The organism is Polaromonas sp. P1_F8 (assembly GCF_056405635.1).
This window is the reverse complement of sequence record NZ_JBFUBS010000001.1, coordinates 281114-300229: the sequence shown is the minus strand read 5'-3', so window position 1 is coordinate 300229 and position 19116 is coordinate 281114. Positions and strand designations below refer to the sequence as shown.

Genomic DNA, 19116 nt, shown 5'->3' with positions numbered 1-19116 from the left:
GGGTGCACCGGCATCCGGCTACCGAATATGGATCTGCCGGCCCGTATGGTCTATGCACCAGACAACGACACCGGGACACAACCGGTGGAGCGCAAACCACACGGGGAATCACCATGAAACTGATGGGCGGACTTTTGGCAGGCATGGCAGCAGGATTGCTCACCGCCTGGCGAATTCATGCAAGCCCCCGGGATATCGACCTCGTCCATGCATTTCTCACCGCGCTTGTCTGCGCAGCAAGCCTGTTTTTGTGTTCAATGCTGTTGCCCGATGGCCTTGCCGACGCACTTCAGGAACTCATGGGCTGGTGCCTGGCCGGCACCGTTGCCGCACTGGCACTGCTGGCCTGCGTGAAGGGGCTGGAAGGTTTGCTCGATACGTGACGGCCATATTGCGCCGGCCAAACCGCCGGCCCGCCTGCTGCCAAAAGCCCCAGGCGCACCTTTCTTTCACCTGCCCCTGACGCCATCTTTTAAGAAGAAAGACTTTTCATGCCGCCATCCAAGCGCAACGCTATCAACCCTGGCCGAAATGCGGAGGGTGCAAAAGACAAAAAGTCGCAGCTTGAGGGGTTCTCCACCGGCCCGGCCGCGGCCCTGACCACCAACCAGGGCCTGCAGATTCCGGACAACCATAACTCGCTGAAGGCGGGCGTGCGTGGCCCTACCCTGCTGGAGGATTTCATCCTTCGCGAAAAGATCACCCATTTCGACCACGAACGCATTCCGGAACGCGCCGTCCATGCACGAGGCTCCGCTGCACATGGGTACTTCAAACCCTACAAGTCGATGGTGCAATACACCAGCGCCGCCTTTCTCCAGGACCCGGACGTGGAAACGCCGGTATTTGTGCGGTTTTCTACCGTGGCCGGCTCCAGGGGCTCGGCGGATACTGTGCGTGACGTGCGCGGGTTTGCCGTGAAGTTTTACACCTCCGAGGGAAATTACGACCTTGTCGGCAACAACATTCCCGTTTTCTTTATCCAGGATGCCATCAAGTTTCCGGACCTGATCCATGCAGTCAAGCCCGAGCCGCACCATGAAATGCCCCAGGCGGCCAGTGCCCACGACACGTTCTGGGATTTTGCTTCGCTGATGCCCGAAACCACACACATGCTGATGTGGGCCATGTCAGACCGCGCCATACCGCGCAGCCTCCGCATGATGGAGGGCTTCGGTGTCCATGCATTTCGTTTTATCAATGCCCGCGGCGATTCGCACTTTGTGAAGTTTCACTGGAAACCCAAGCTCGGCGTTCACGGACTGGCATGGGATGAAGCACAGAAGATTGCCGGCAAAGACGCTGACTTTCACCGGCGCGACCTGTGGGAGGCCATCGAAAGTGGCAATTTTCCCGAATGGGAACTGGGCGTTCAAATCGTGGACGAAGGCAAGGAGGACGAGCTGGGGTTCGACATCCTGGACCCGACCAAACTGATTCCGGAAGAACAGGTGCCCGTGCAGATCATCGGCAAGATGGTGTTGAACCGTAATCCGGACAATTTCTTTGCTGAAACCGAGCAGGTGGCATTCCACCCTGGCCACCTGGTGCCGGGCATCGATTTTTCCAATGACCCGCTGCTGCAGGGTCGCCTTTTTTCCTATACGGACACGCAGCTGTCACGCCTGGGTGGCGCCAATTTCCACGAGATTCCGATCAACCGCGCCGTCTGCCCGATGCACAACTTCCAGCGGGACGGTATGCACCGCCAGGCGATCAGCAAGGGACGGGTAGCGTATGAGCCCAATACGCTGGGCAATGGGACAGAGTTCAGGGTCGATGGCGGAGCACACGGCTTCCAGTCATACCCCGAACAGGTAGAGCCACCCAAAATCAGGCGCCGCAGCCCTTCATTCGACGACCATTTCTCCCAGGCAGCACTGTTCTGGAACAGCCAGAGCGCAGTGGAAAAAGACCATATCGTTGCGGCATTCCGATTTGAGCTGTCCAAAGTGGAGGTCCCTGAAATCCGCCAGCGCATGGTGGACAACCTGGCCCATGTGGACCTGAAACTGGCAACCCGTGTGGCAACCCCGCTGGGCATCAATCCGCCGGATCCCAAGGCTGCATCCGGCCGGCTGGGTTTCCGGGACTACCGCATCACCAGCAAGATCGAGGAAGACCCGGCATTGCGCATGGTGGGCCGCACCGGCGGCAGCGTCAAGACACGCAAAGTGGCCATCCTGGTAGCGGACGGCGTCGAAGCCGCAGCCCTCAAGCGCATCCAGCAAGACCTCCTGGACGCCGGTGCGCTGTGCAAACTCGTCGCGCCGCACCTGGGCACGGTCAGCACCTCGTCCGGCCGGCAGCTTGCGGTGGACCATACTTTCACGAATATGCCCTCCGTGATGTTCGACGCAGTGCTGATCCCCGGGGGAAGCGACAGCATAGGCACCCTGGCCGCCATGGGCGAAGCTGTGCATTTCGTGCTGGAGGCCTACAAGCATTGCAAAACGATTTGCGCCATCAACGATGGCGCCCAGCTGTTAAGCACCCTGGGTTTCAGCCTGGGCAAAGACCCGGAGCTGATCCACGTGCCGACGCCGGGAGTCCTGATAGCCGATGCACGCAAAGTGACTGAGGGGCAGGTTTCCCAAGACTTCATGGCAGCCATCGCCCAGCATCGCCACTGGGACCGGCTGAATGTCGACGCCATCCCGGCGTGAGACTTCGAAGCCCGTTCAGGGACTCAGCGTGAGCCGGTGCACGTAGGCTGACGGGTTCATCTGCAACGGCCGGTATTGCACTGCAGCCCAGTGGTCCTTCATGTCGCGATAGCGCCCGGAAAACACCAGGCCGCTTTGCCCCGTCTGGTAAATGAAGCGTGAGTTCTCCAGGTCTGCGAGGTCATACACGGCCCGCAAAGAAGCGGCCTGCCGATTGGCAAAAGGCGCCGCGTCCCCAGTCGCCCAGTATTGCCCCACGTTGACGGTAAAGGTGTCGCCACCGGTGGGAACGCGGACGTCAAAGAACTGCGCGAGCCAGGGCACGTTGCCGAACGGTTTGTGAGCTGACAGCGCGAAATGCGCCCTGCCCCAGCTCCAGGCCTCCACATCTCTCCCATAGGCTGCCTGCAGGCGGTCCAGTGCCCGGTTCAGCGCCGCGGCAGATTGCGCCGCACAACCAGCGGTGCCGCACCAGCCGGTGTCGTTGTGCTCGAGAATGTCTTCCAGCGTGCTCCTGAAATGGCGCTTGCCGTAAAGGGCCTTGAACGCGGGCTCACCCAGTTTTGCACCGATGATGCCCCGTGTCAGCTCGTCTGCCCAGGCGGCAAACACCAGCGGCGCCGCGTGGTCGGCATTCATGGTCCCGTCAAATCCCGCCATCTTGCGGCGTACCGCTTCCGCCAGCGGATGGCCGGGGGACTGTGACAGCGTTTCCTGCAGGAAAGGCAGGAGCCGCACCGTGGCCGCCGAGAACTGGTCACCCTGTATTTTTTGCATGGACCCTATGGTGTGCCTGGGTGTGGCAGCCAGCAATTGTTCAATGCGGTTGTAGCGGTAAGGCACGGTCCAGTCCTGCCCCATGAAGAAGGGATAAGCAGGTGGCGTAATGCGCTGGTTCGCCGTAGACCACCAGCCCTTGGCCTCAATCGCCGAATTGGCAGCCTCGGGCGTTTGCACATAAGGCACCCAGCCTGCCCAGTCGTATCGTGCCTCCCAGCCGGGGGACGGTGCGGTCCCGAGGATGTCGTTATCGGGTTTTCGCAGCGGCACCTTGCCGACCGCCTTGAAACCGGTTTGGCCGAAGACATCCGCGGTCACAACGTTTTGCATGGGCGAGTGATAGGCCGAAAATGCCGCAAGCAACTCCTGGGCAGACTGTGCCCGGTTGGCGCGCAGGCCTGCCAGCACGGTCTGGTTGTCGGCATCCAGGGCACTCCAGCGCAACGCGATCACATATTTGCGGATGTCTAGCAGGTCGGCATGCGACTTCTGGACATCGCTGAGAACGGGGCCGTGGCGGCTTTCCCGCACATTGAGCACCACGTCAGGCTGGCCTTTCACCTTGATCGTCTCGCTGCGAACCTTGAAGTCTTCCCAGGCCATGTCAGCGTTGGCGCCGCCTGCATGGGGTATGCGGTACTGCTGTGCATTGGCGGGGTTGACCTGCTCCAGGTACAAATCCTGCACATCCGGGGCGGTGTTGGTGAAGCCCCAGGCCACCTTTCCGGTATGCCCCATCACCACAAAGGGCAAGCCGGGCAATGTCGCGCCGATCACGTCCAGCCCCGGCGCACTCTCGCCGTTGGCAGTCCTGCCTTCGGGTGCCTGCAGCCGTGCGAAATACCAGACCGCCGGCGCCGACAGTCCCAGGTGCGGGTCGTTGGCGAGCAGCGGCTTGCCGCTGCTGGTATGGGAGCCCGCCACCACCCAGTTGTTGGAGCCTTTGCCCTCTACGTCACCGAGCGCCAAGGCCCAATCGTTGATGTTCGAAGCCAGGGCAGCGACGTCCAGTGGTCGATTTTCAGCCTCAAATAGCCTTACAGACCTTGATTGACGGGCGCCGGCAGCTATCTTTTTAGTAGCATCCGGGAGGTCGGACCGGTAAATGCCCAAGCCCGCATACAGCTTGGCAAAGTCCACTTTCGAGGCGGGTTGTTCGCCCGGATAAGGTGGGAACAATTGCTGGAGTTCTGCGGGCTTTAGCAGCCGGGCGGCCGACAGGCGCGCGAACTCGGTGCCCCAGTTGCCGCCCAGGTCCAGCGCCATCATCAGCGACCATGCGACGCTGTCGGTGGGAGACCAGGCTTTGCCGGAAAAGCCTCCGGGCTTGACGCCCACGATATGGAACTCGGGAGACAGCGCCTGCGAAGAGCCCTGATAAAAAGCATTGATGCCATCGCTGTAGGCCTGCATCGCATCGCGCCCCTCGGCTGGCAGGTTCTGCCATTGGCGTTCGGCAGCCTGCACAACACCCAGGGTGCGCAGCAACTTGTCGGTTTCAAGTGTGGCCGGGCCAAACACCTCGGACAGCTCACCGTGCATGACCCGCCGGTTGAACTCCAGCTGCCAGCCACGCTCCTGTGCATGGACATAACCAAGGGCAAACCAGGCGTCGTGGGGCGACTGGGCCTTGATATGGGTGACATCCGCGGTGTCACGGGCAACCGATACGGAGCCACGCAAGCCCGTGGCCTGGAGTTCACCGTCGAGTGCCGGGAAGGTCCGGTAAATATAGAAACCCGCCACAGTGGCGGCGATCAGCAGCAACACCAGCAGCGCAGCAGAAATGCGTTTGAACCAGACCATCATGTTCCATCGGGTGATACGGATAGCACAGCCAGGTGCCCATGGCGATGAGCAGTTGGCATGCCAGGCAGAACTGCGTCGGCCCCTGCCGGCAAGACGCTATTTTGTTTGAAGATGGACTTTGCCGTCAGCAAACTTGAAACTGACGGTAGGCACCGTGAAGTCTTCAAAGGGAGCGCCCAGAGCAATCTCACCCTCTTGCAGCAACACACATTCCTGCCGGCGCAATGCCACGACAGCTGCGCTGTCGGAAAATCGCACCCAGGTGCCATAACTGCTGACATCTTCAAGGTAAAACTTGCCGGCACGCCATTCAATTCTGGCGTGCCTGCGGGAAACGCGCGGATCTTGAACCACAAACTGCGCGTCGTGGTCTCGTCCCAGGAAAATCGGCAACTCACCCGAGGCGAACTCGGTATTGATGTCCAGCCAGCACAACTCGATCGATGCCAGAGCCAGGGGCTGCGGGGCCGAGTGCGCCGTCAGACTGGAAGGTACGGTAAATGATTCGGTCATGACTTCTGCCTGCCATTCGATGCGGTGGACCAGGCAGGCTTCGGTGCGGCCACGAATGTCCATGGCGCCAAGATTTCGGGAGCGTACGAGTGTGTCGGCTGGCAGCTTTTCGATGACGGCTTCGGTCGCGAGTATCTGGTCCGGGCCGGACAGATCGCTCAACCGGGAGGCCACATTGACGGCGTCGCCGAAGCAATCGCCGTCCTGCTCGACAATTTCACCCCGTGCCACGCCCAGCTGCAGCCGCATCTTGAGGTGCTCGGGCCAGTTCCGGATACGGTCGCGGTGAACCCTCTGCAGCTCGGTTACGGCGTCAACGGCGTCTGCGTTGTCTGGAAACACCACCAGCACACCGTCGCCCAGGTATTTCACAACGTGACCGCGATAGGCCACGCTGACCTTGCCTATCCACTGCGTCAAACGTGTGATAGCCTGAGTTGCCTTGGCATTGCCCAGCGATTCAAAAACCCCGGTGCTTCCGGTGAGATCGGCAAAAACGACGGTGACTTCTGCCATAGGGTCTATGTAACTGCTTGTAGCTATCTTGCGCAATTAAAACATAAGCATGATTACGACAAGGAGAAATTGCGTGCCAAGACCCGCAACTGTAACTAAATGTTTTAATCTTCCATCCATCGGCAGCGTTGAACCAGGCGGCTCAAGCCACGGCGGCTTTTAGCTGGATGGCCTTGAATTCCAGAAATTCTTCAAAACCGTAAACGCCGTTCTCGCGGCCATTACCCGATTGTTTGTAGCCACCAAACGGCGCCTGACCGTTGAAAGGTCCGCCATTGATATCCACCTGTCCCGTGCGCAAGCGGCGCGCCACTTTCATGGCCCGTTCGTCGGTGCCGCCCCACACCGCACCGCCAAGACCGTAAATGGTGCTATTGGCAATCGACACCGCCTCATCCTCATCCTTGTAGGAAATAACGACCAGGACCGGGCCGAAGATTTCTTCCTGTGCCAGTGTGTCTGTCGCCTTGATACCCAGGATGGTGGGTTGGACAAAATAGCCCTGCGCAAAATCAGGCGCCTCAGCACCGCCGGCAATCACATCCGCACCTTCTTCAATGCCGGTTCGGATAAAACCGAGGACGCGGTCACGCTGGGCTGCACTGACCAGCGGTCCGAGTTTGCTGGTTTCCACCAGGCTGGGGCCGATACTGAATTTCGCGACAGCTGCCTGTGCGAGCGCCTTGGCTTCCTCGTAGCGCCCGGCCGGCACCAGCATGCGGGTGTGGGCCGAACAGGTCTGGCCGCTGTTGAGCATGCAGGCCGATACAGTGCCTTTGACCGCAGCTTCGAAATTGGCATCTTCCAGGATGACACTGGCCGACTTCCCGCCGAGCTCGAGCGCTACCCGCTTGACCGACTGGCTGGCCAGTTCGCTCACACGTTTGCCTGCCCGGGTAGAGCCGGTAAAGCTCAGCATGTCGACTTCGGGATGCGTTGCCAGCACCTCGCCCACCACGGGGCCTACACCGTTGACCAGGTTGAACACACCGGGCGGCAGGCCGGCCTCATGAATGATTTCAGCCAGGATCATGGCGTTGACCGGGGCGATTTCGCTGGGCTTGAGCACCACGGTGCAACCTGCCGCCATGGCGGGGGCGATCTTGAGTGTGATCTGGCTGAGCGGGAAATTCCAGGGCGTGATGCACCCCACGACACCGATCGGCTCGCGTACCACGAGCGAGTTGCCGACCTGCTTTTCCCATTCGAACTGGCGGGCCACCTTGGCAAAGTTTCCCCAGTGCCATGCAGGCCCCCCTACCTGCACGGCCCGGGCCATCTTCAGGGGCATGCCCACCTCGCGCGCAATGGCTACCGCCAGGTCTTCGGTGCGGGCCTTGATGCCGGCGGCCACCTTATCCAGGTAAGCAGCGCGCGTCTCGACGGGCAACGCAGACCATCCGTCAAACGCAGCCCGGGCCGCCAATACCGCGGCCTCTGCTTCCCCGACCGTACCGGACGGCACGGTTGCCATCACCTCTTCGGTGCTGGAATCATGGACAGAAAGGGTCTCCGAAGACTGGGCTTTGACCCACTGGCCGTTGATGTAATGCGCGGGATAGGCGGTCATTGTGGTGTTCATATCGGGGTCTGGCTGGGGCTGAAATTGGGATGAATGGTGGAAGGGTGACTTTTGTCTACAGCTGAAACTTAATGTAAGCCTAAAGATTTAAACGCTGTTCAATACCAGAATCGACTTGACATCTAGTTACTAACTCCTTGATTCATTTGTTGTTTTGCGTTAACCATTTCACACAAAACGTCTTGCAAATGAACCGCCGCAGTCTTAATCTAACAGAACAAACCGTTCCTCGGGAACGTGAACAAATACCCTACGGATGCCCGGTAGAAAGTTGTGAGACACATGCGCTGGTTAAAACCGAATCTGAAAAGCAGTTTCATGGCTTTGCTGGGCACTGGTGAAGTCACTGCTTCCGTTCTGGAAGACCGCACCGAAGAAATCCGCCAATTCATCCTGGATGAGCTTGGCGAGTTTGGTGAAAAGCACTACCCCAAGATCACGCGCCGCGTGCGCTACGCCCAAGACGTTCAAGGCCTGTGGTACACCCGCGGCGACATCATGGCGGTGCTTGCTGCCATGCATGGCGAAACAGTTGCCCGCGAAAAAGTCAGCCGTATCAGCGACAAATTCAAAGGCATGCTGCCGCGCGGCCTCAGTTCCCGGTCCAGCCCCCTGACAACCTGACCTTCCAACTTTCAGTTTTTTCGCTTTTTCCGCCTGTTTTTTTCCGTTTTCTTCCTGGCCTCCAAGGCTATTTTTAAACCAGCTTCGTGCTGGTTTTTTTTTCCCTGAACACAGCCGCCGGCAGCCAAGCCCAGCCGGGGCCGGGCGGTTAAGGCCGGTTAGTGCTGATGGCCCCAGAGCAGGAAAGCATCCCGGTCTTCTACCACCAAGGTAGTTTTGCAGCCCACAGGCAGCAGGACCTTGGTTGGCACGTGGCCGAACGGCAGGCCGGTCAACACGCGCGCCTTCACCTGCTCCTGAAGCCAGGCAATGACGGTATCCAGCTTGAAGCCTTTGTCATTCGGCGCCAGTTTGTAGTTGGTGAACTGGCCGAAAATGATTGCTTTCTGCTCCGCCAGAACGCCGGCTTGCAACAGTTGCGTGAGCATGCGCTCCACCCGGTAGGGGTGTTCGCCGACATCCTCGACAAACAGGATGCCGCCTTTGACGGCCGGCAGATAAGGCGTTCCCACCAGCGCAGACAGGATGGCGAGGTTACCACCCCAGAATACCGCGTCTTTAATGGTGAATCCGGCTCCAGCCTTTGCACCACGAGCGGAAGCAGCTATTAAATTCATAGCAGACTTGGGCAACTGCCAGCCGGTGCCTTCGCCCTGCCCTGTGACCAGGTCTTCAAAGCAGGCTTCCATGATGTCATCGGGTTCCTTCGCTCCAAAGTCGTCCAGCGAGGGGCCCGCCCAGGTCATCGCGCCGGTTTTGGCGAGCAAGGCCATCTGGAAGGCCGTGAAGTCGCTCAGACCGACAAAGCGCGTGCCTCCTGCAGCAGCCTTGGCGACCGCTTTGTAGTTGATCTTCGGCAGGATACGGGTGAGGCCGTAGCCGCCGCGGGAGATCAGGGCGATGTCGGCCCCACTGGCTGCCGCACGGTGAATGGCGGCAAGCCGGGTTTCGTCGTCGCCGGCAAAACGCTGATGCTGCGCCAGCGCATCGGTATCGATTTCAACTTCATGTCCCTGGGACTCGAGGCGCTTCACGCCACGCTTGAAACCTGCTTTGTCACGCACCGCGCTGGAAGGGGAATAGATGTAGATATGTTTTTTCACGGATGCAAGTATCCCATCCCGCGAAGGCCCTCGCCCCTTCCCTGCCGCGGATTGCAGAAGGTATAAACGAGTCAACCATGCTCCTTTACCTGCTTGACCTCTTCGGCGTTGCCGTATTTTCAGTGAGTGGCGCACTGGCGGCGGGACGCCTGCAGCTTGATTTGCTGGGTGTGCTGGTCCTGGCCTCGCTGACGGCCATCGGCGGAGGCACCCTGCGGGACTTGCTGATGAACCGGCACCCGGTGTTCTGGATGGCCAACCCCACCTACCTGCTGGTGATCTGCGCGGCGGCGCTGGGCACAGTGCTGTATGTACAGCTCCTGCCGATTCCCGCGCAAGCCCTGCTGGTGGCCGATGCCTTCGGCCTGGCCCTGTTTGCCCTTTCAGGTGCGCAGCTGGCTGAGGCGGCACGGCTGTCGCCCATCATCGTGGTGTTGATGGGCACCATGACCGGCGTGGCCGGCGGCGTGATGCGCGACATCTGCAGCAACCAGATCCCCCTGCTGCTGCGCCAGGACATTTATGCCAGCGCGGCGATTGCCGGAATTGTGCTGTACCTGGCGCTCAAGGCGCTGGGCCTGAAACCCTCCTGGGCGTTCGGCACCGGGCTGGTGACCGTGGCAGCGCTGCGGCTGAGTGCTATCTTCCTGGGTTGGCACTTGCCGGTCTTCAGGCTGGCGGGCTGAAAAACCGCACTGCTTGCTGCGCAATCGGCTCACCGTGCTCTTGCACAAAGTGGCCGGCCTGCGGCAGCGTCACGGGCTCGCCGCAACCGCGGATCAGGGCTTGCAGTTCTTTCATAACGGGCGGGCCCAGCACCGGGTCTTGCGTACCCACCACCATCAATGTCCGGCCGGTCCAGTCGTTGTGCCAGAAGGCGCGCGCCTGGCGTGAAATGGCCGCGCCGTCAGCATCAGGTGCATCCGGCACCATGGGCGGGAACGCGCGCAGCGCGCCGCGATGCCCTTTGTCCGGAAACGGCGCTTTGTAGGCCGCGCACTCTGCGGGGTTCATCTGCGGATTGCCGCGCGCAAAAAGGCGCGCCACATCAAACTCGGGGTTTTTGGCGCACATCTCGCGCCAGGCCACAAAGCCTGCTGGCAAGGGGGCATCCCCGGTGCCCAGCAGGGTGTTCATGACCAGCAGGCCCTTGTAGCGATGCCGCGCGGCCATCGGCAGCGTCAGGCCCAGCAGGCCACCCCAGTCCTGCACCACCAGCACGACGTTTTGCAGGTCCAGCTTTTCCACCAGCTCGAGCAATATTTGCCGGTGGGCGCTGAAGCTATGAAAGCTGTCCTTCTTGGGCTTGTCGCTTTTGCCAAACCCGATCATGTCCGGGGCGACAACGCGGTGCCCGGCTTGCAGCAGCGGCGGGATCATCTTGCGATAAAGATAGCTCCAGGCCGGGTTGCCGTGCAGGCACAGAAAGGTCAGGCCGCCCTCGCCTGCTTCGCCTTCGTCCAGGTAATGCATGCGCAAACCGCCCAGTGCCGGCAACTTGCTGATATAGCGTGGCTGCCACGGGTAGCCGGGCAATGCATCGAACGCGGCGTCGGGCGTGCGCAATGCATCGTCGCGCAGCGGGTGGGTCAGCCGCGATGCTTCACGCTGCTCATCCCTGCGCCGGCGAAAGAACTCCTGCAGCAGAGCGCTGCATTCCGCAGCCAGCACCCCACCCTGCAGATGGGTCTGGTGGTTCAGCCTGGGCTCGGCAAACAGGTCGATGACCGAGCCGGCGGCACCGGTCTTGGGGTCGGTCGCACCGAACACCACGCGTTTGAGCCGGGCATGCAGCATGGCGCCGCTGCACATGGCGCAGGGCTCCAGCGTGACAAACAGTTCGCAATCGTCCAGCCGGTAGTTGCCCAGCGCCTGAGCCGCCGCACGCAACGCCACGATCTCGGCATGCGCCGTCGGGTCGTGCCCGTCTACCGGGGCGTTACGGCCGGTGGCAATGACCTCGCCACGCCGTACCACCACTGCGCCCACAGGCACTTCACCCGACGCGGCTGCCTGACGGGCCTGCGCAAGCGCCTGCTGCATGAAAGTGATGTCATTCATTTGCTATTATTTTAATAGCTGCTTGCGCCCGTCCTGAAAGGGCTACAGCCTGGTTTTTCCTAAATTACTTGTCGTCCTGCGACGGCCGGGGTTGCTGCATCAGGCTTTCCACGGACTGTTTGACCTGCTGCTGCACTTGCCGGCTTTGTTCTTGCGGCGTGGCGCCGCCAGAGACTGCGGGCACGCCGGCCGCCGGTGGGCTTGTCAGCTGGCTGCCCAACTGCTTCTTGACCAGGAACCCCACGATGGCCAACACGACCAACAAGCTCACGATGCTGAAAATGGCGCGCATTTCAGGCCTCCGTTGACGTGTTGCTTGGGCCGGCCATGCCCAGGCGGGCCATCCAGTTGGCCAGGCCACGCTCGTTTTCATTGCCGGCCGCGTAAATGGCCTTCATCGCTGCGTGGGACTCGGGCCTGTGCTGGTTGATCTTGACCTTGCATTGCAGATCGGTCACCTGCAATTCAAAGGCCACAATGCCGGCCAGCATTTTGTGGGCAAACTCTTCGCCCAGGCCACGCCATTGCTCGGCGTAAGGTGGCTCATGGTCGCCAATCAGCTTTTTAAGCAGGCGGTCTTTTGCCAGGGGATCTTCGATCAGCGTCGCCTGCACGGTGCAATGCACCGCCAGGTAGTTCCAGGTCGGCACCCGCGCCAGGTCTGGGTAGACCTTGGGCGACAGGTAGGCGTGGGGCCCGAGAAAGGTAGCCACGGCCTGCGGGCGTGCCTGCAGGTAGCGCCAATGCGCATTGGGCTTGGCCACGTGGCCAAGCAGCACCAGTTGATCGCCGCGGTCTTCCAGATGCAAGGGCAAATGCGTGACATAGGGAAGGCCGGCGTCATCGACACTGATCAAGCTGGCAAAGGGGTGTTCCTGGATCAGCGCCGCTGCCTTTGCGCGGTCGCCTTTGAATTGGGGCGGCATGTACATGGCCTGAAGCATAGGCCAAAACCTGGATCTGGCGACGGCTTGATCAGCCGGAAATTTCCGGGAGATCCGTGCCCGGGGCGCAAGACTCAGGGGCGCAACGGCCACCGGGCCAATGGAACGTGCAGCGTCTGGCCGATCAGGCTGCGCACAAGAATAAACTCGCCGGCCGTCCAGGTGATGGGCTCGACCACTTGTTCGGCCACCGCGCGGTCGTCATAGAGCAAAGTGACATGGGGCGTGTAGGCCGGTTTCGCCCAGCGCCCCAGCCCGGCCTTGGTCATCTCAATGCCCAGCGCCCGCTGGAACGCCATCAGGTCGACAAGGCCGGCGTCACCGCGCAGGACAAAAGGCCGGTTGCGGGGAGAACTGGAGAAACTGACGGCTCGGTCGAAGGTGACGGAAAACGGTGGAACCTTGACCGCTGCGGCGGCTCGGCCTGCCATCTCAATGACGCCCTGGGGCAAGCCGGCGTAATCACCCAGGTGATGAAGCGTGATGTGAAAGCGCTCGGTTTTCAGCGGTGCACCATGCAGGCCGTGCTCTGTGCGCAATTGCCGGGCACACTGCGCAATACGCTCGGCGGTCTCAGCATCAGGAAAGAGCGCGAAAAACAGCCGGTCCGTCGGCGCCGGCGTGTCATCAAAGCCGGGTAATGCGGATTGCCCGGACATGGGTTTCAGCTCCTCATTCCCACTCAATCGTAGCCGGCGGCTTGCTGCTCACGTCGTAGGTCACGCGGTTGATGCCGCGCACTTCATTAATGATACGGCCCGAGACTTTTTTGAGCAGCGCGTAAGGCAGCTCGGCCCAGTCGGCCGTCATGAAATCGCTGGTCTGCACCGCGCGCAAGGCCACGACGTAGTCGTAAGTGCGGCCGTCGCCCATCACGCCCACGCTTTTGACCGGCAGGAAGACGGTGAAGGCCTGGCTGGTGAGGTCGTACCAGGTCTTACCGGTTGCGGCATCCTTGAAGTTGCGCAGCTCTTCGATGAAGATCGCGTCGGCGCGGCGCAACAGGTCGGCGTATTCTTTTTTGACTTCGCCCAGGATGCGCACACCCAAGCCGGGGCCGGGAAACGGATGGCGGTACACCATGTCGTGCGGCAGCCCGAGAGCGACGCCCAGTTCGCGAACTTCGTCCTTGAACAACTCGCGCAAAGGCTCGAGCAGCTTGAGACCCAATTGCTCAGGCAGGCCGCCGACGTTGTGGTGGCTCTTGATGGTGACGGCCTTCTTGCTCTTGGCGCCGCCGGATTCGATCACGTCGGGGTAAATCGTGCCCTGGGCCAGCCATTTGGCGCCCTTGTGGCCGCCGGTGCCGGCCTTGAGCCGAGCCGCTTCTGCCTTGAACACCTCAACGAACTCGCGGCCGATGATCTTGCGCTTGGCTTCGGGTTCGCTGACGCCTGCCAGGTGGCCGAGGAACTGGTCGGCTGCGTCCACGCGGATCACATTGGCGTGCAGCTTGCCGACAAACATCTCCATGACCATGTCGCCCTCGTTCAGGCGAAGCAGGCCGTGATCGACGAACACGCAGGTCAGCTGGTCGCCGATGGCGCGGTGGATCAGCGCCGCAGCCACTGAAGAGTCAACACCACCGGACAGACCCAGGATGACTTCCTCGTCACCCACCTGCGCGCGGATTTTTTCGACTGCTTCGCTGATGTAGTCACCCATGACCCAGTCCTGGCGGGTGCCGCAAATATCGAGCACGAAGCGCTTGAGGATGGCGTTGCCCTGCTTGGTGTGCGTGACTTCGGGGTGGAACTGCACCGCGTAAAAACGGCGGTCTTCATCGGCCATGCCAGCGATGGGGCAGGAATCGGTCGAGGCCATGAGCTTGAAGCCCGGCGGCATTTCGGTGACCTTGTCGCCGTGGCTCATCCAGACGTCGAGCATGCCCTGCCCTTCGGGCGTGGTGTAGTCGGCGATGTCTTTGAGCAGCGCCGTGTGGCCGCGGGCGCGCACGTCGGCGGAGCCGAATTCGCGCTTGTGGCCGCCTTCGACCTTGCCGCCCAACTGGTGCGCCATGGCCTGCATGCCGTAGCAGATGCCCAGCACGGGAAGACCCAGTTCAAACACCGCTTGCGGCGCCTTGTCGGTGGTTTCTTCGTAGATGCTGGCATGGCTGCCGGACAGGATGACGCCCTTGAGCGTGCCGTCTTTGGCGTATTCGCGGACCCATTCGTCGCTGACGTCACAGGGATGGACTTCGCAGAACACATGGGCGTCACGCACGCGGCGGGCGATCAGCTGGGTGACCTGGGAGCCGAAATCGAGAATGAGGATTTTCTGGTGTTGCATGAGGGGCTTCTTCAAGGCAAAAAAAGAAAGGGCGTCTTTCAAGACGCCCTGGCCGGCTGGGTCAAACTCAATCAGCGCGGTAGTTGGGTGCTTCTTTCGTGATCTGCACGTCGTGGACATGGCTTTCGCGAATGCCCGCCGAGGTGATTTCCACGAACTCGGCCTTGTCACGCATGTCCTCGATCGTGGGGCAACCGCAGTAACCCATGCTGGCCCGCAAGCCGCCGGCCATCTGGAACACGATGGCAACCATGGAACCCTTGTAAGGCACGCGGCCTTCGATGCCTTCGGGAACCAGCTTGTCGGCATTGGGGTTGCCGGTGCTCGATTCCTGGAAGTAGCGGTCGGCGCTGCCCTGCTGCATTGCGCCAATGCTGCCCATGCCACGGTAGCTCTTGTAGCTGCGACCCTGGAACAGGATCACTTCACCCGGTGCTTCCTCGGTGCCGGCGAACATGCCGCCCATCATCACGGTGTTGGCGCCGGCGGCAATTGCCTTGGCGATGTCGCCGCTGTAACGGATACCGCCGTCGCCGATCAAGGGAACGCCGGTGCCGCGCAAAGCCGTGGCGACGTTATCGATAGCCATGATCTGCGGAACACCCACGCCCGCCACGATGCGGGTGGTGCAGATGCTGCCGGGGCCGATGCCGACCTTGACGCCGTCGGCGCCGGCTTCAACCAGTGCCAGCGCCGCGGCGCCGGTGGCGATGTTGCCGCCAATCACGTCGACCTGGGGATAGTTCTGCTTGACCCAGCGGACCCGGTCGAGCACACCTTTGCTGTGGCCGTGGGCGGTGTCCACCACAATAGCGTCGACGCCGGCTTTGACCAGCGCTTCGACGCGCTCTTCGGTGCCCTCGCCCACCCCGACAGCCGCACCCACGCGCAGCTTGCCGTGCAAGTCGCGCGCGGCATTCGGAAAGGTGGTCTGTTTGGTGATGTCCTTGACGGTGATCAGGCCCTTGAGCTCGAAATCGTCGTTGATCAGCAGCACACGTTCGAGGCGGTGTTTGTTCAACAAGGCCTTGGCGTCGGCCAATGAAGCGGTTTCAGAAATGGTGATCAGGCGCTCGCGCGGCGTCATGATGGTGCTGACCGGCACATCCATGCGGGATTCGAAGCGCATGTCGCGCCCGGTGACGATGCCGACGACCTTGCCCCCATCAATCACGGGAAAGCCGGAAATGCCGAGTTGCTCGCTGAGCGCCATGACCTGGCGCACAGTATGCGTGGGGGTGATGACCACCGGGTCGCGCAGCACGCCGCTTTCGTAACGCTTGACCTTTGCAACCTCGGCTGCCTGCTGCTGTGGCGTCAGGTTTTTGTGAACAATGCCGATGCCGCCTTCCTGCGCAATGGCAATGGCCAGCCGGGCTTCGGTGACCGTGTCCATGGCTGCTGACACAAGCGGCAGATTCAGGCGGATATTTCGGGAGAACTGGGTGGAAAGTGAAGTGTCCTTGGGCAGGACCTGGGAGAACGCTGGCACCAACAATACGTCGTCGAAGGTGAGCGCTTTGCCGAGTAGGCGCATAGGGATGGCTCCAAAAACACGATTGTACCCTTGTCGCCACACGCCGTCGGTACTTACCCCTAGCAGCCCTTCACGGCCTTCGCCCCTGCGTGCCAAGTGGTTGTAAAAAAGCCGCTTTACCCGTCAGCCGCAAGAAAACCGGACGGCACGGCGCTACACTGGTGAAATGCACTTCAAATCCGTTTTTCGCCCCCTCCTGCTGGCGCTCACCTGCGGGTCATTTGCGCTGACCGCGTTCGCCCAATGGCAGTGGATCGACAAAGACGGCCGCAAGGTCTATAGCGACCGTTCGCCGCCCGCCGACATTCTGGAAAAAAACATCCTGAAGCGGCCGGGTGGCATGGCGCGAACGGCAGCAGCCGCTGATCCCGCCCCCAGTGCAGCCGATCCGGCTGCCCCGGCAGCGTCTGCACCGGCCGGTAAAGCCAGTGCGCCCAAACTGTCTGGCAAGGACACCGAGCTTGAAGCCAAGAAAAAGCAGGCCGATAGCGAAGAAGCCGCCAAGAAAAAAGCCGAAGAAGAAAAGCAGGCCAAAATCAGGGCTGATGCGTGCGATCGCGCCAAACGGTATTTGAGCACCCTGCAATCGGGCGTGCGGATTGGAACGACCAATGCCAAGGGTGACCGCGAGGTCATGGATGACGCAAAGCGTGCGGAAGAATCCAAACGCGCCCAAGGTATCGCAGACGCAAGCTGCAGCAAATAGCAGTAGCAGGCGCCTCGCCAGCTCAGGCCGGTTTGCTGCATCCCGCCTTCTGGCCTTCTTTTTTAATAGCCCGCTTTGGCTCCGGGCCGCACTTTGGCGAACAGCCCGGCGCTTTTGGCTCCCTGCCGGCTGAAACGTTCGCGCCGTGCAACCTTGGGATCCACCCGAAGACCGCGGTAGACCTCAACCCTGTCATGGTCATGCAGCGCATGCCCCAGGGTGGTTTTACGGCCCCAGATACCGACGACCGGGCGGCTACCCTGCTGCAACTCCGGGAATTCATCAAAAACCCCGGCCGCAGCAAGCGCCTGCGCCACTGTTGTGCCCGCTGACAGCTCCAGCACCCACTCGCGAACCTGCCGCGGCGCCGCTGAATAGACCAGGGTGACTTTGAGCGGCGCGCCGCCCTCAGGCTTCGCCATAGACGTCTTCAGCCCTTTTGACAAACGCATCCACCAGGCTTCCCGCTATTTTTTCGAAAACGGGACCGACCAGTGCCGCCAGCGCGGCATTGTCAAAGTCATAACGCAGCGTGAAGTCCACCTTGCAGGCTCTTTCATCGGCCTTGCCGACGGGCGTGAAATCCCAGTGGCCGTCGAGCTTTGAAAACGGGCCGTCGACCAGTTTCAGGCTGACTTTCCGGTTTTTTTCGTGTGTGTTGCGGGTAGTAAAGCTTTGCGTCAGTCCGGCCAACGAGATGCCGACCTTCGCTGTCATGCCGCGCGCGTCTTCCTCCAGCACAGCGGCCTGGTCACACCATGGGAGAAACTCGGGATACCTTGCGACATCAGTGACCAGCCCAAACATTTCGGCGGCGCTGTACCAGATTAAAACGGACTTGTGAACGGTTTTCATACAATCGAGGGCTGGGCGCAATTGTATTAGCCACTTCGCGGGCACTGTACTTTTCAGATTTCGCCCTTACCTTTTATCCATGGCCAACAAAGAAGCATCCTCCTCCAAAAAACCGGCCGCAACGCCCTCTGCCAATCTTTCACCCAAGGCAGCGGCGGCGGCCGTACGCATTGCCGACAATAAAAAGGCCCTTTTCAATTACCAGATTGAAGAGCGCTTTGAGGCAGGCATGGTGCTCGAAGGCTGGGAAGTGAAGTCCCTGCGCGAAGGCAAGGTCCAGCTTACCGACGGCTATGTCGTTATTCGCAACGGCGAACTCTTCATCATCGGCTGCCAGATCAACCCGCTGGGCACGGCGTCTACCCATGTGCGTCCCGACTCGGTGCGCACCAAGAAACTCCTGATGCACAAGGAAGAAATCCGCCGCCTGATCGGCAAGGTCGAGCAAAAAGGTTTCACCCTGGTGCCGCTGAACATGCACTGGAAAGCCGGCAAGGTGAAATGCGAGATCGGCCTGGCAAAGGGCAAGGGCGAGCACGACAAGCGCGACACCATCAAGGACCGTGAAGGAAAGCGCGAGGTTGAGCGCGCGATGAAGTCGCGCAACCGCTAGGGCTTATTGCAAAACGCGGCGTCCGCCGCTTGCCCTTCTCCGGAAATCGTGGAAGTATGTTTCGAGTAAGCCCGGGTCTGCCGGTGTTTATGCTTGTGCAGCCATCCGCTGTTATTCACCGGAGCTTTTCCATGAAATTCCTGACGACCGCCTTGTTGACCGCCGCCCTGCTGGGCGGCTGCGCTTCCACGACATCAAAACATCCCGCCACCGTCACCGATGGCGTGCTGGTCGGGCCCAACGGCATGACGCTTTACACCTTCGACCGCGACACCGCCGGTAGCGGCAAGTCGGTCTGCAATGGCCAATGCGCGGCCAACTGGCCGCCCCTGGTGCCCACCGCGACGGCTCAGCCGCTGGGCGACTACACCATCATCACCCGTGATGATGGCAGCCGGCAGTGGGCGGTGAAGGGCAAGCCGCTGTACTACTGGGTCAAGGACGCCAAGCCCGGGGACAAGACCGGCGACAACGTCATGAATGCCTGGCGCGTCGCCCGTCCCTGAGCAAACGAC

The 19116-nt window shown here is 61.0% G+C and carries 19 protein-coding genes; 7 read left to right on the top strand and 12 right to left on the bottom strand.

What is annotated here, in order from left to right; genetic code table 11:
- Positions 1-113: 113 nt before the first annotated feature.
- Both AC1D1J_RS01470 and katE read left to right on the top strand, forming a co-directional pair.
- Positions 114-383 carry a hypothetical protein gene (locus AC1D1J_RS01470; RefSeq protein WP_457282788.1) on the top strand — a complete coding sequence of 90 codons (270 nt, stop codon included), beginning with the start codon at positions 114-116 and terminating at the stop codon, positions 381-383.
- Positions 384-491: 108 nt separating this feature from the next.
- Complete coding sequence (gene katE / locus AC1D1J_RS01465; protein ID WP_477693691.1) at positions 492-2666, top strand: catalase HPII; 2175 nt, start codon at positions 492-494, stop codon at positions 2664-2666.
- A gap of 15 nt (positions 2667-2681) precedes the next feature.
- On the opposite strand, the gene AC1D1J_RS01460 is transcribed toward katE, so the two are convergent.
- From AC1D1J_RS01460 to AC1D1J_RS01450, 3 genes are all read right to left on the bottom strand, one after another.
- Positions 2682-5252 carry a penicillin acylase family protein gene (locus tag AC1D1J_RS01460; protein WP_477694455.1) on the bottom strand — a complete coding sequence of 857 codons (2571 nt, stop codon included), beginning with the start codon at positions 5250-5252 and terminating at the stop codon, positions 2682-2684.
- Positions 5253-5351: 99 nt separating this feature from the next.
- Positions 5352-6284 carry an FHA domain-containing protein gene (locus AC1D1J_RS01455; RefSeq protein WP_457282786.1) on the bottom strand — a complete coding sequence of 311 codons (933 nt, stop codon included), beginning with the start codon at positions 6282-6284 and terminating at the stop codon, positions 5352-5354.
- A gap of 142 nt (positions 6285-6426) precedes the next feature.
- Positions 6427-7866: an aldehyde dehydrogenase family protein gene (locus tag AC1D1J_RS01450; RefSeq protein WP_477693690.1), complete on the bottom strand. Its 1440-nt coding sequence runs from the start codon at positions 7864-7866 to the stop codon at positions 6427-6429.
- A gap of 282 nt (positions 7867-8148) precedes the next feature.
- Here AC1D1J_RS01450 and AC1D1J_RS01445 point away from each other — a divergent pair, with 282 nt between their 5' ends.
- Positions 8149-8490: a hypothetical protein gene (locus tag AC1D1J_RS01445; RefSeq protein ID WP_457282784.1), complete on the top strand. Its 342-nt coding sequence runs from the start codon at positions 8149-8151 to the stop codon at positions 8488-8490.
- Positions 8491-8648: 158 nt separating this feature from the next.
- Here AC1D1J_RS01445 and AC1D1J_RS01440 read toward each other — a convergent pair whose 3' ends face one another.
- Entirely contained in the window at positions 8649-9593 is a 945-nt protein-coding gene (locus AC1D1J_RS01440) for an LD-carboxypeptidase (RefSeq protein ID WP_477686360.1), read from the bottom strand.
- A 77-nt stretch (positions 9594-9670) separates the two neighbouring features.
- Here AC1D1J_RS01440 and AC1D1J_RS01435 point away from each other — a divergent pair, with 77 nt between their 5' ends.
- Complete coding sequence (locus AC1D1J_RS01435; RefSeq protein ID WP_477686361.1) at positions 9671-10279, top strand: trimeric intracellular cation channel family protein; 609 nt, start codon at positions 9671-9673, stop codon at positions 10277-10279.
- Here AC1D1J_RS01435 and tadA read toward each other — a convergent pair.
- The 6 genes from tadA to guaB all read right to left on the bottom strand — a co-directional run bounded on the left by tadA (position 10263) and on the right by guaB (position 16427).
- Positions 10263-11654 carry a tRNA adenosine(34) deaminase TadA gene (gene tadA, locus AC1D1J_RS01430; RefSeq protein WP_477693689.1) on the bottom strand — a complete coding sequence of 464 codons (1392 nt, stop codon included), beginning with the start codon at positions 11652-11654 and terminating at the stop codon, positions 10263-10265. The two genes, AC1D1J_RS01435 and tadA, sit on opposite strands and share 17 nt — an antisense overlap.
- A gap of 64 nt (positions 11655-11718) precedes the next feature.
- A complete protein-coding gene (locus AC1D1J_RS01425; RefSeq protein ID WP_477693688.1) occupies positions 11719-11946 on the bottom strand; it encodes a hypothetical protein in 228 nt (75 codons plus the stop codon).
- Position 11947: 1 nt separating this feature from the next.
- Positions 11948-12586, bottom strand: coding sequence for an FMN-binding negative transcriptional regulator (locus AC1D1J_RS01420; RefSeq protein ID WP_477686364.1), 639 nt, complete (start codon positions 12584-12586; stop codon positions 11948-11950).
- 86 nt (positions 12587-12672) lie between these two features.
- Complete coding sequence (locus tag AC1D1J_RS01415) at positions 12673-13257, bottom strand: 2'-5' RNA ligase family protein (RefSeq protein WP_477693687.1); 585 nt, start codon at positions 13255-13257, stop codon at positions 12673-12675.
- Positions 13258-13270: 13 nt separating this feature from the next.
- A complete protein-coding gene (guaA, locus tag AC1D1J_RS01410) occupies positions 13271-14890 on the bottom strand; it encodes a glutamine-hydrolyzing GMP synthase (RefSeq protein WP_477693686.1) in 1620 nt (539 codons plus the stop codon).
- A 67-nt stretch (positions 14891-14957) separates the two neighbouring features.
- Entirely contained in the window at positions 14958-16427 is a 1470-nt protein-coding gene (gene guaB, locus AC1D1J_RS01405) for an IMP dehydrogenase (protein WP_477649390.1), read from the bottom strand.
- Between the two features lie 166 nt (positions 16428-16593).
- On the opposite strand from guaB, the gene AC1D1J_RS01400 reads away from it, so the two are divergent.
- A complete protein-coding gene (locus AC1D1J_RS01400; RefSeq protein ID WP_477693685.1) occupies positions 16594-17133 on the top strand; it encodes a DUF4124 domain-containing protein in 540 nt (179 codons plus the stop codon).
- Positions 17134-17195: 62 nt separating this feature from the next.
- On the opposite strand, the gene AC1D1J_RS01395 is transcribed toward AC1D1J_RS01400, so the two are convergent.
- Both AC1D1J_RS01395 and AC1D1J_RS01390 read right to left on the bottom strand, forming a co-directional pair.
- A complete protein-coding gene (locus tag AC1D1J_RS01395; protein WP_477686368.1) occupies positions 17196-17555 on the bottom strand; it encodes an RnfH family protein in 360 nt (119 codons plus the stop codon).
- A complete protein-coding gene (locus AC1D1J_RS01390; protein ID WP_457282773.1) occupies positions 17542-17988 on the bottom strand; it encodes a type II toxin-antitoxin system RatA family toxin in 447 nt (148 codons plus the stop codon). Before AC1D1J_RS01390 ends, AC1D1J_RS01395 begins: the two co-directional genes overlap by 14 nt.
- A 79-nt stretch (positions 17989-18067) precedes the next feature.
- Here AC1D1J_RS01390 and smpB point away from each other — a divergent pair, with 79 nt between their 5' ends.
- Together smpB and AC1D1J_RS01380 are read left to right on the top strand one after the other, a co-directional pair.
- Entirely contained in the window at positions 18068-18601 is a 534-nt protein-coding gene (smpB, locus tag AC1D1J_RS01385; RefSeq protein WP_477693684.1) for an SsrA-binding protein SmpB, read from the top strand.
- A gap of 131 nt (positions 18602-18732) precedes the next feature.
- On the top strand, positions 18733-19107 hold the full coding sequence (locus tag AC1D1J_RS01380) for a COG4315 family predicted lipoprotein (protein WP_477693683.1): 375 nt from the start codon (positions 18733-18735) through the stop codon (positions 19105-19107).
- Positions 19108-19116: the final 9 nt, after the last annotated feature.

Bases quoted from the DNA above. Each gene is read 5' to 3' on its own strand.
- AC1D1J_RS01460 (WP_477694455.1), bottom strand. From the start codon at position 5,252: ATGGTCTGGTTCAAACGCATTTCTGCTGCGCTGCTGGTGTTGCTGCTG.
- tadA (WP_477693689.1), bottom strand. From the start codon at position 11,654: ATGAATGACATCACTTTCATGCAGCAGGCGCTTGCGCAGGCCCGTCAG.
- AC1D1J_RS01435 (WP_477686361.1), top strand. From the start codon at position 9,671: ATGCTCCTTTACCTGCTTGACCTCTTCGGCGTTGCCGTATTTTCAGTG.
- AC1D1J_RS01470 (WP_457282788.1), top strand. From the start codon at position 114: ATGAAACTGATGGGCGGACTTTTGGCAGGCATGGCAGCAGGATTGCTC.
- AC1D1J_RS01445 (WP_457282784.1), top strand. From the start codon at position 8,149: ATGCGCTGGTTAAAACCGAATCTGAAAAGCAGTTTCATGGCTTTGCTG.
- katE (WP_477693691.1), top strand. From the start codon at position 492: ATGCCGCCATCCAAGCGCAACGCTATCAACCCTGGCCGAAATGCGGAG.
- AC1D1J_RS01420 (WP_477686364.1), bottom strand. From the start codon at position 12,586: ATGTACATGCCGCCCCAATTCAAAGGCGACCGCGCAAAGGCAGCGGCG.
- guaA (WP_477693686.1), bottom strand. From the start codon at position 14,890: ATGCAACACCAGAAAATCCTCATTCTCGATTTCGGCTCCCAGGTCACC.
- AC1D1J_RS01425 (WP_477693688.1), bottom strand. From the start codon at position 11,946: ATGCGCGCCATTTTCAGCATCGTGAGCTTGTTGGTCGTGTTGGCCATC.
- AC1D1J_RS01380 (WP_477693683.1), top strand. From the start codon at position 18,733: ATGAAATTCCTGACGACCGCCTTGTTGACCGCCGCCCTGCTGGGCGGC.
- AC1D1J_RS01450 (WP_477693690.1), bottom strand. From the start codon at position 7,866: ATGAACACCACAATGACCGCCTATCCCGCGCATTACATCAACGGCCAG.
- AC1D1J_RS01415 (WP_477693687.1), bottom strand. From the start codon at position 13,257: ATGTCCGGGCAATCCGCATTACCCGGCTTTGATGACACGCCGGCGCCG.
- AC1D1J_RS01395 (WP_477686368.1), bottom strand. From the start codon at position 17,555: ATGGCGAAGCCTGAGGGCGGCGCGCCGCTCAAAGTCACCCTGGTCTAT.
- guaB (WP_477649390.1), bottom strand. From the start codon at position 16,427: ATGCGCCTACTCGGCAAAGCGCTCACCTTCGACGACGTATTGTTGGTG.
- AC1D1J_RS01390 (WP_457282773.1), bottom strand. From the start codon at position 17,988: ATGAAAACCGTTCACAAGTCCGTTTTAATCTGGTACAGCGCCGCCGAA.
- AC1D1J_RS01400 (WP_477693685.1), top strand. From the start codon at position 16,594: ATGCACTTCAAATCCGTTTTTCGCCCCCTCCTGCTGGCGCTCACCTGC.
- smpB (WP_477693684.1), top strand. From the start codon at position 18,068: ATGGCCAACAAAGAAGCATCCTCCTCCAAAAAACCGGCCGCAACGCCC.
- AC1D1J_RS01455 (WP_457282786.1), bottom strand. From the start codon at position 6,284: ATGGCAGAAGTCACCGTCGTTTTTGCCGATCTCACCGGAAGCACCGGG.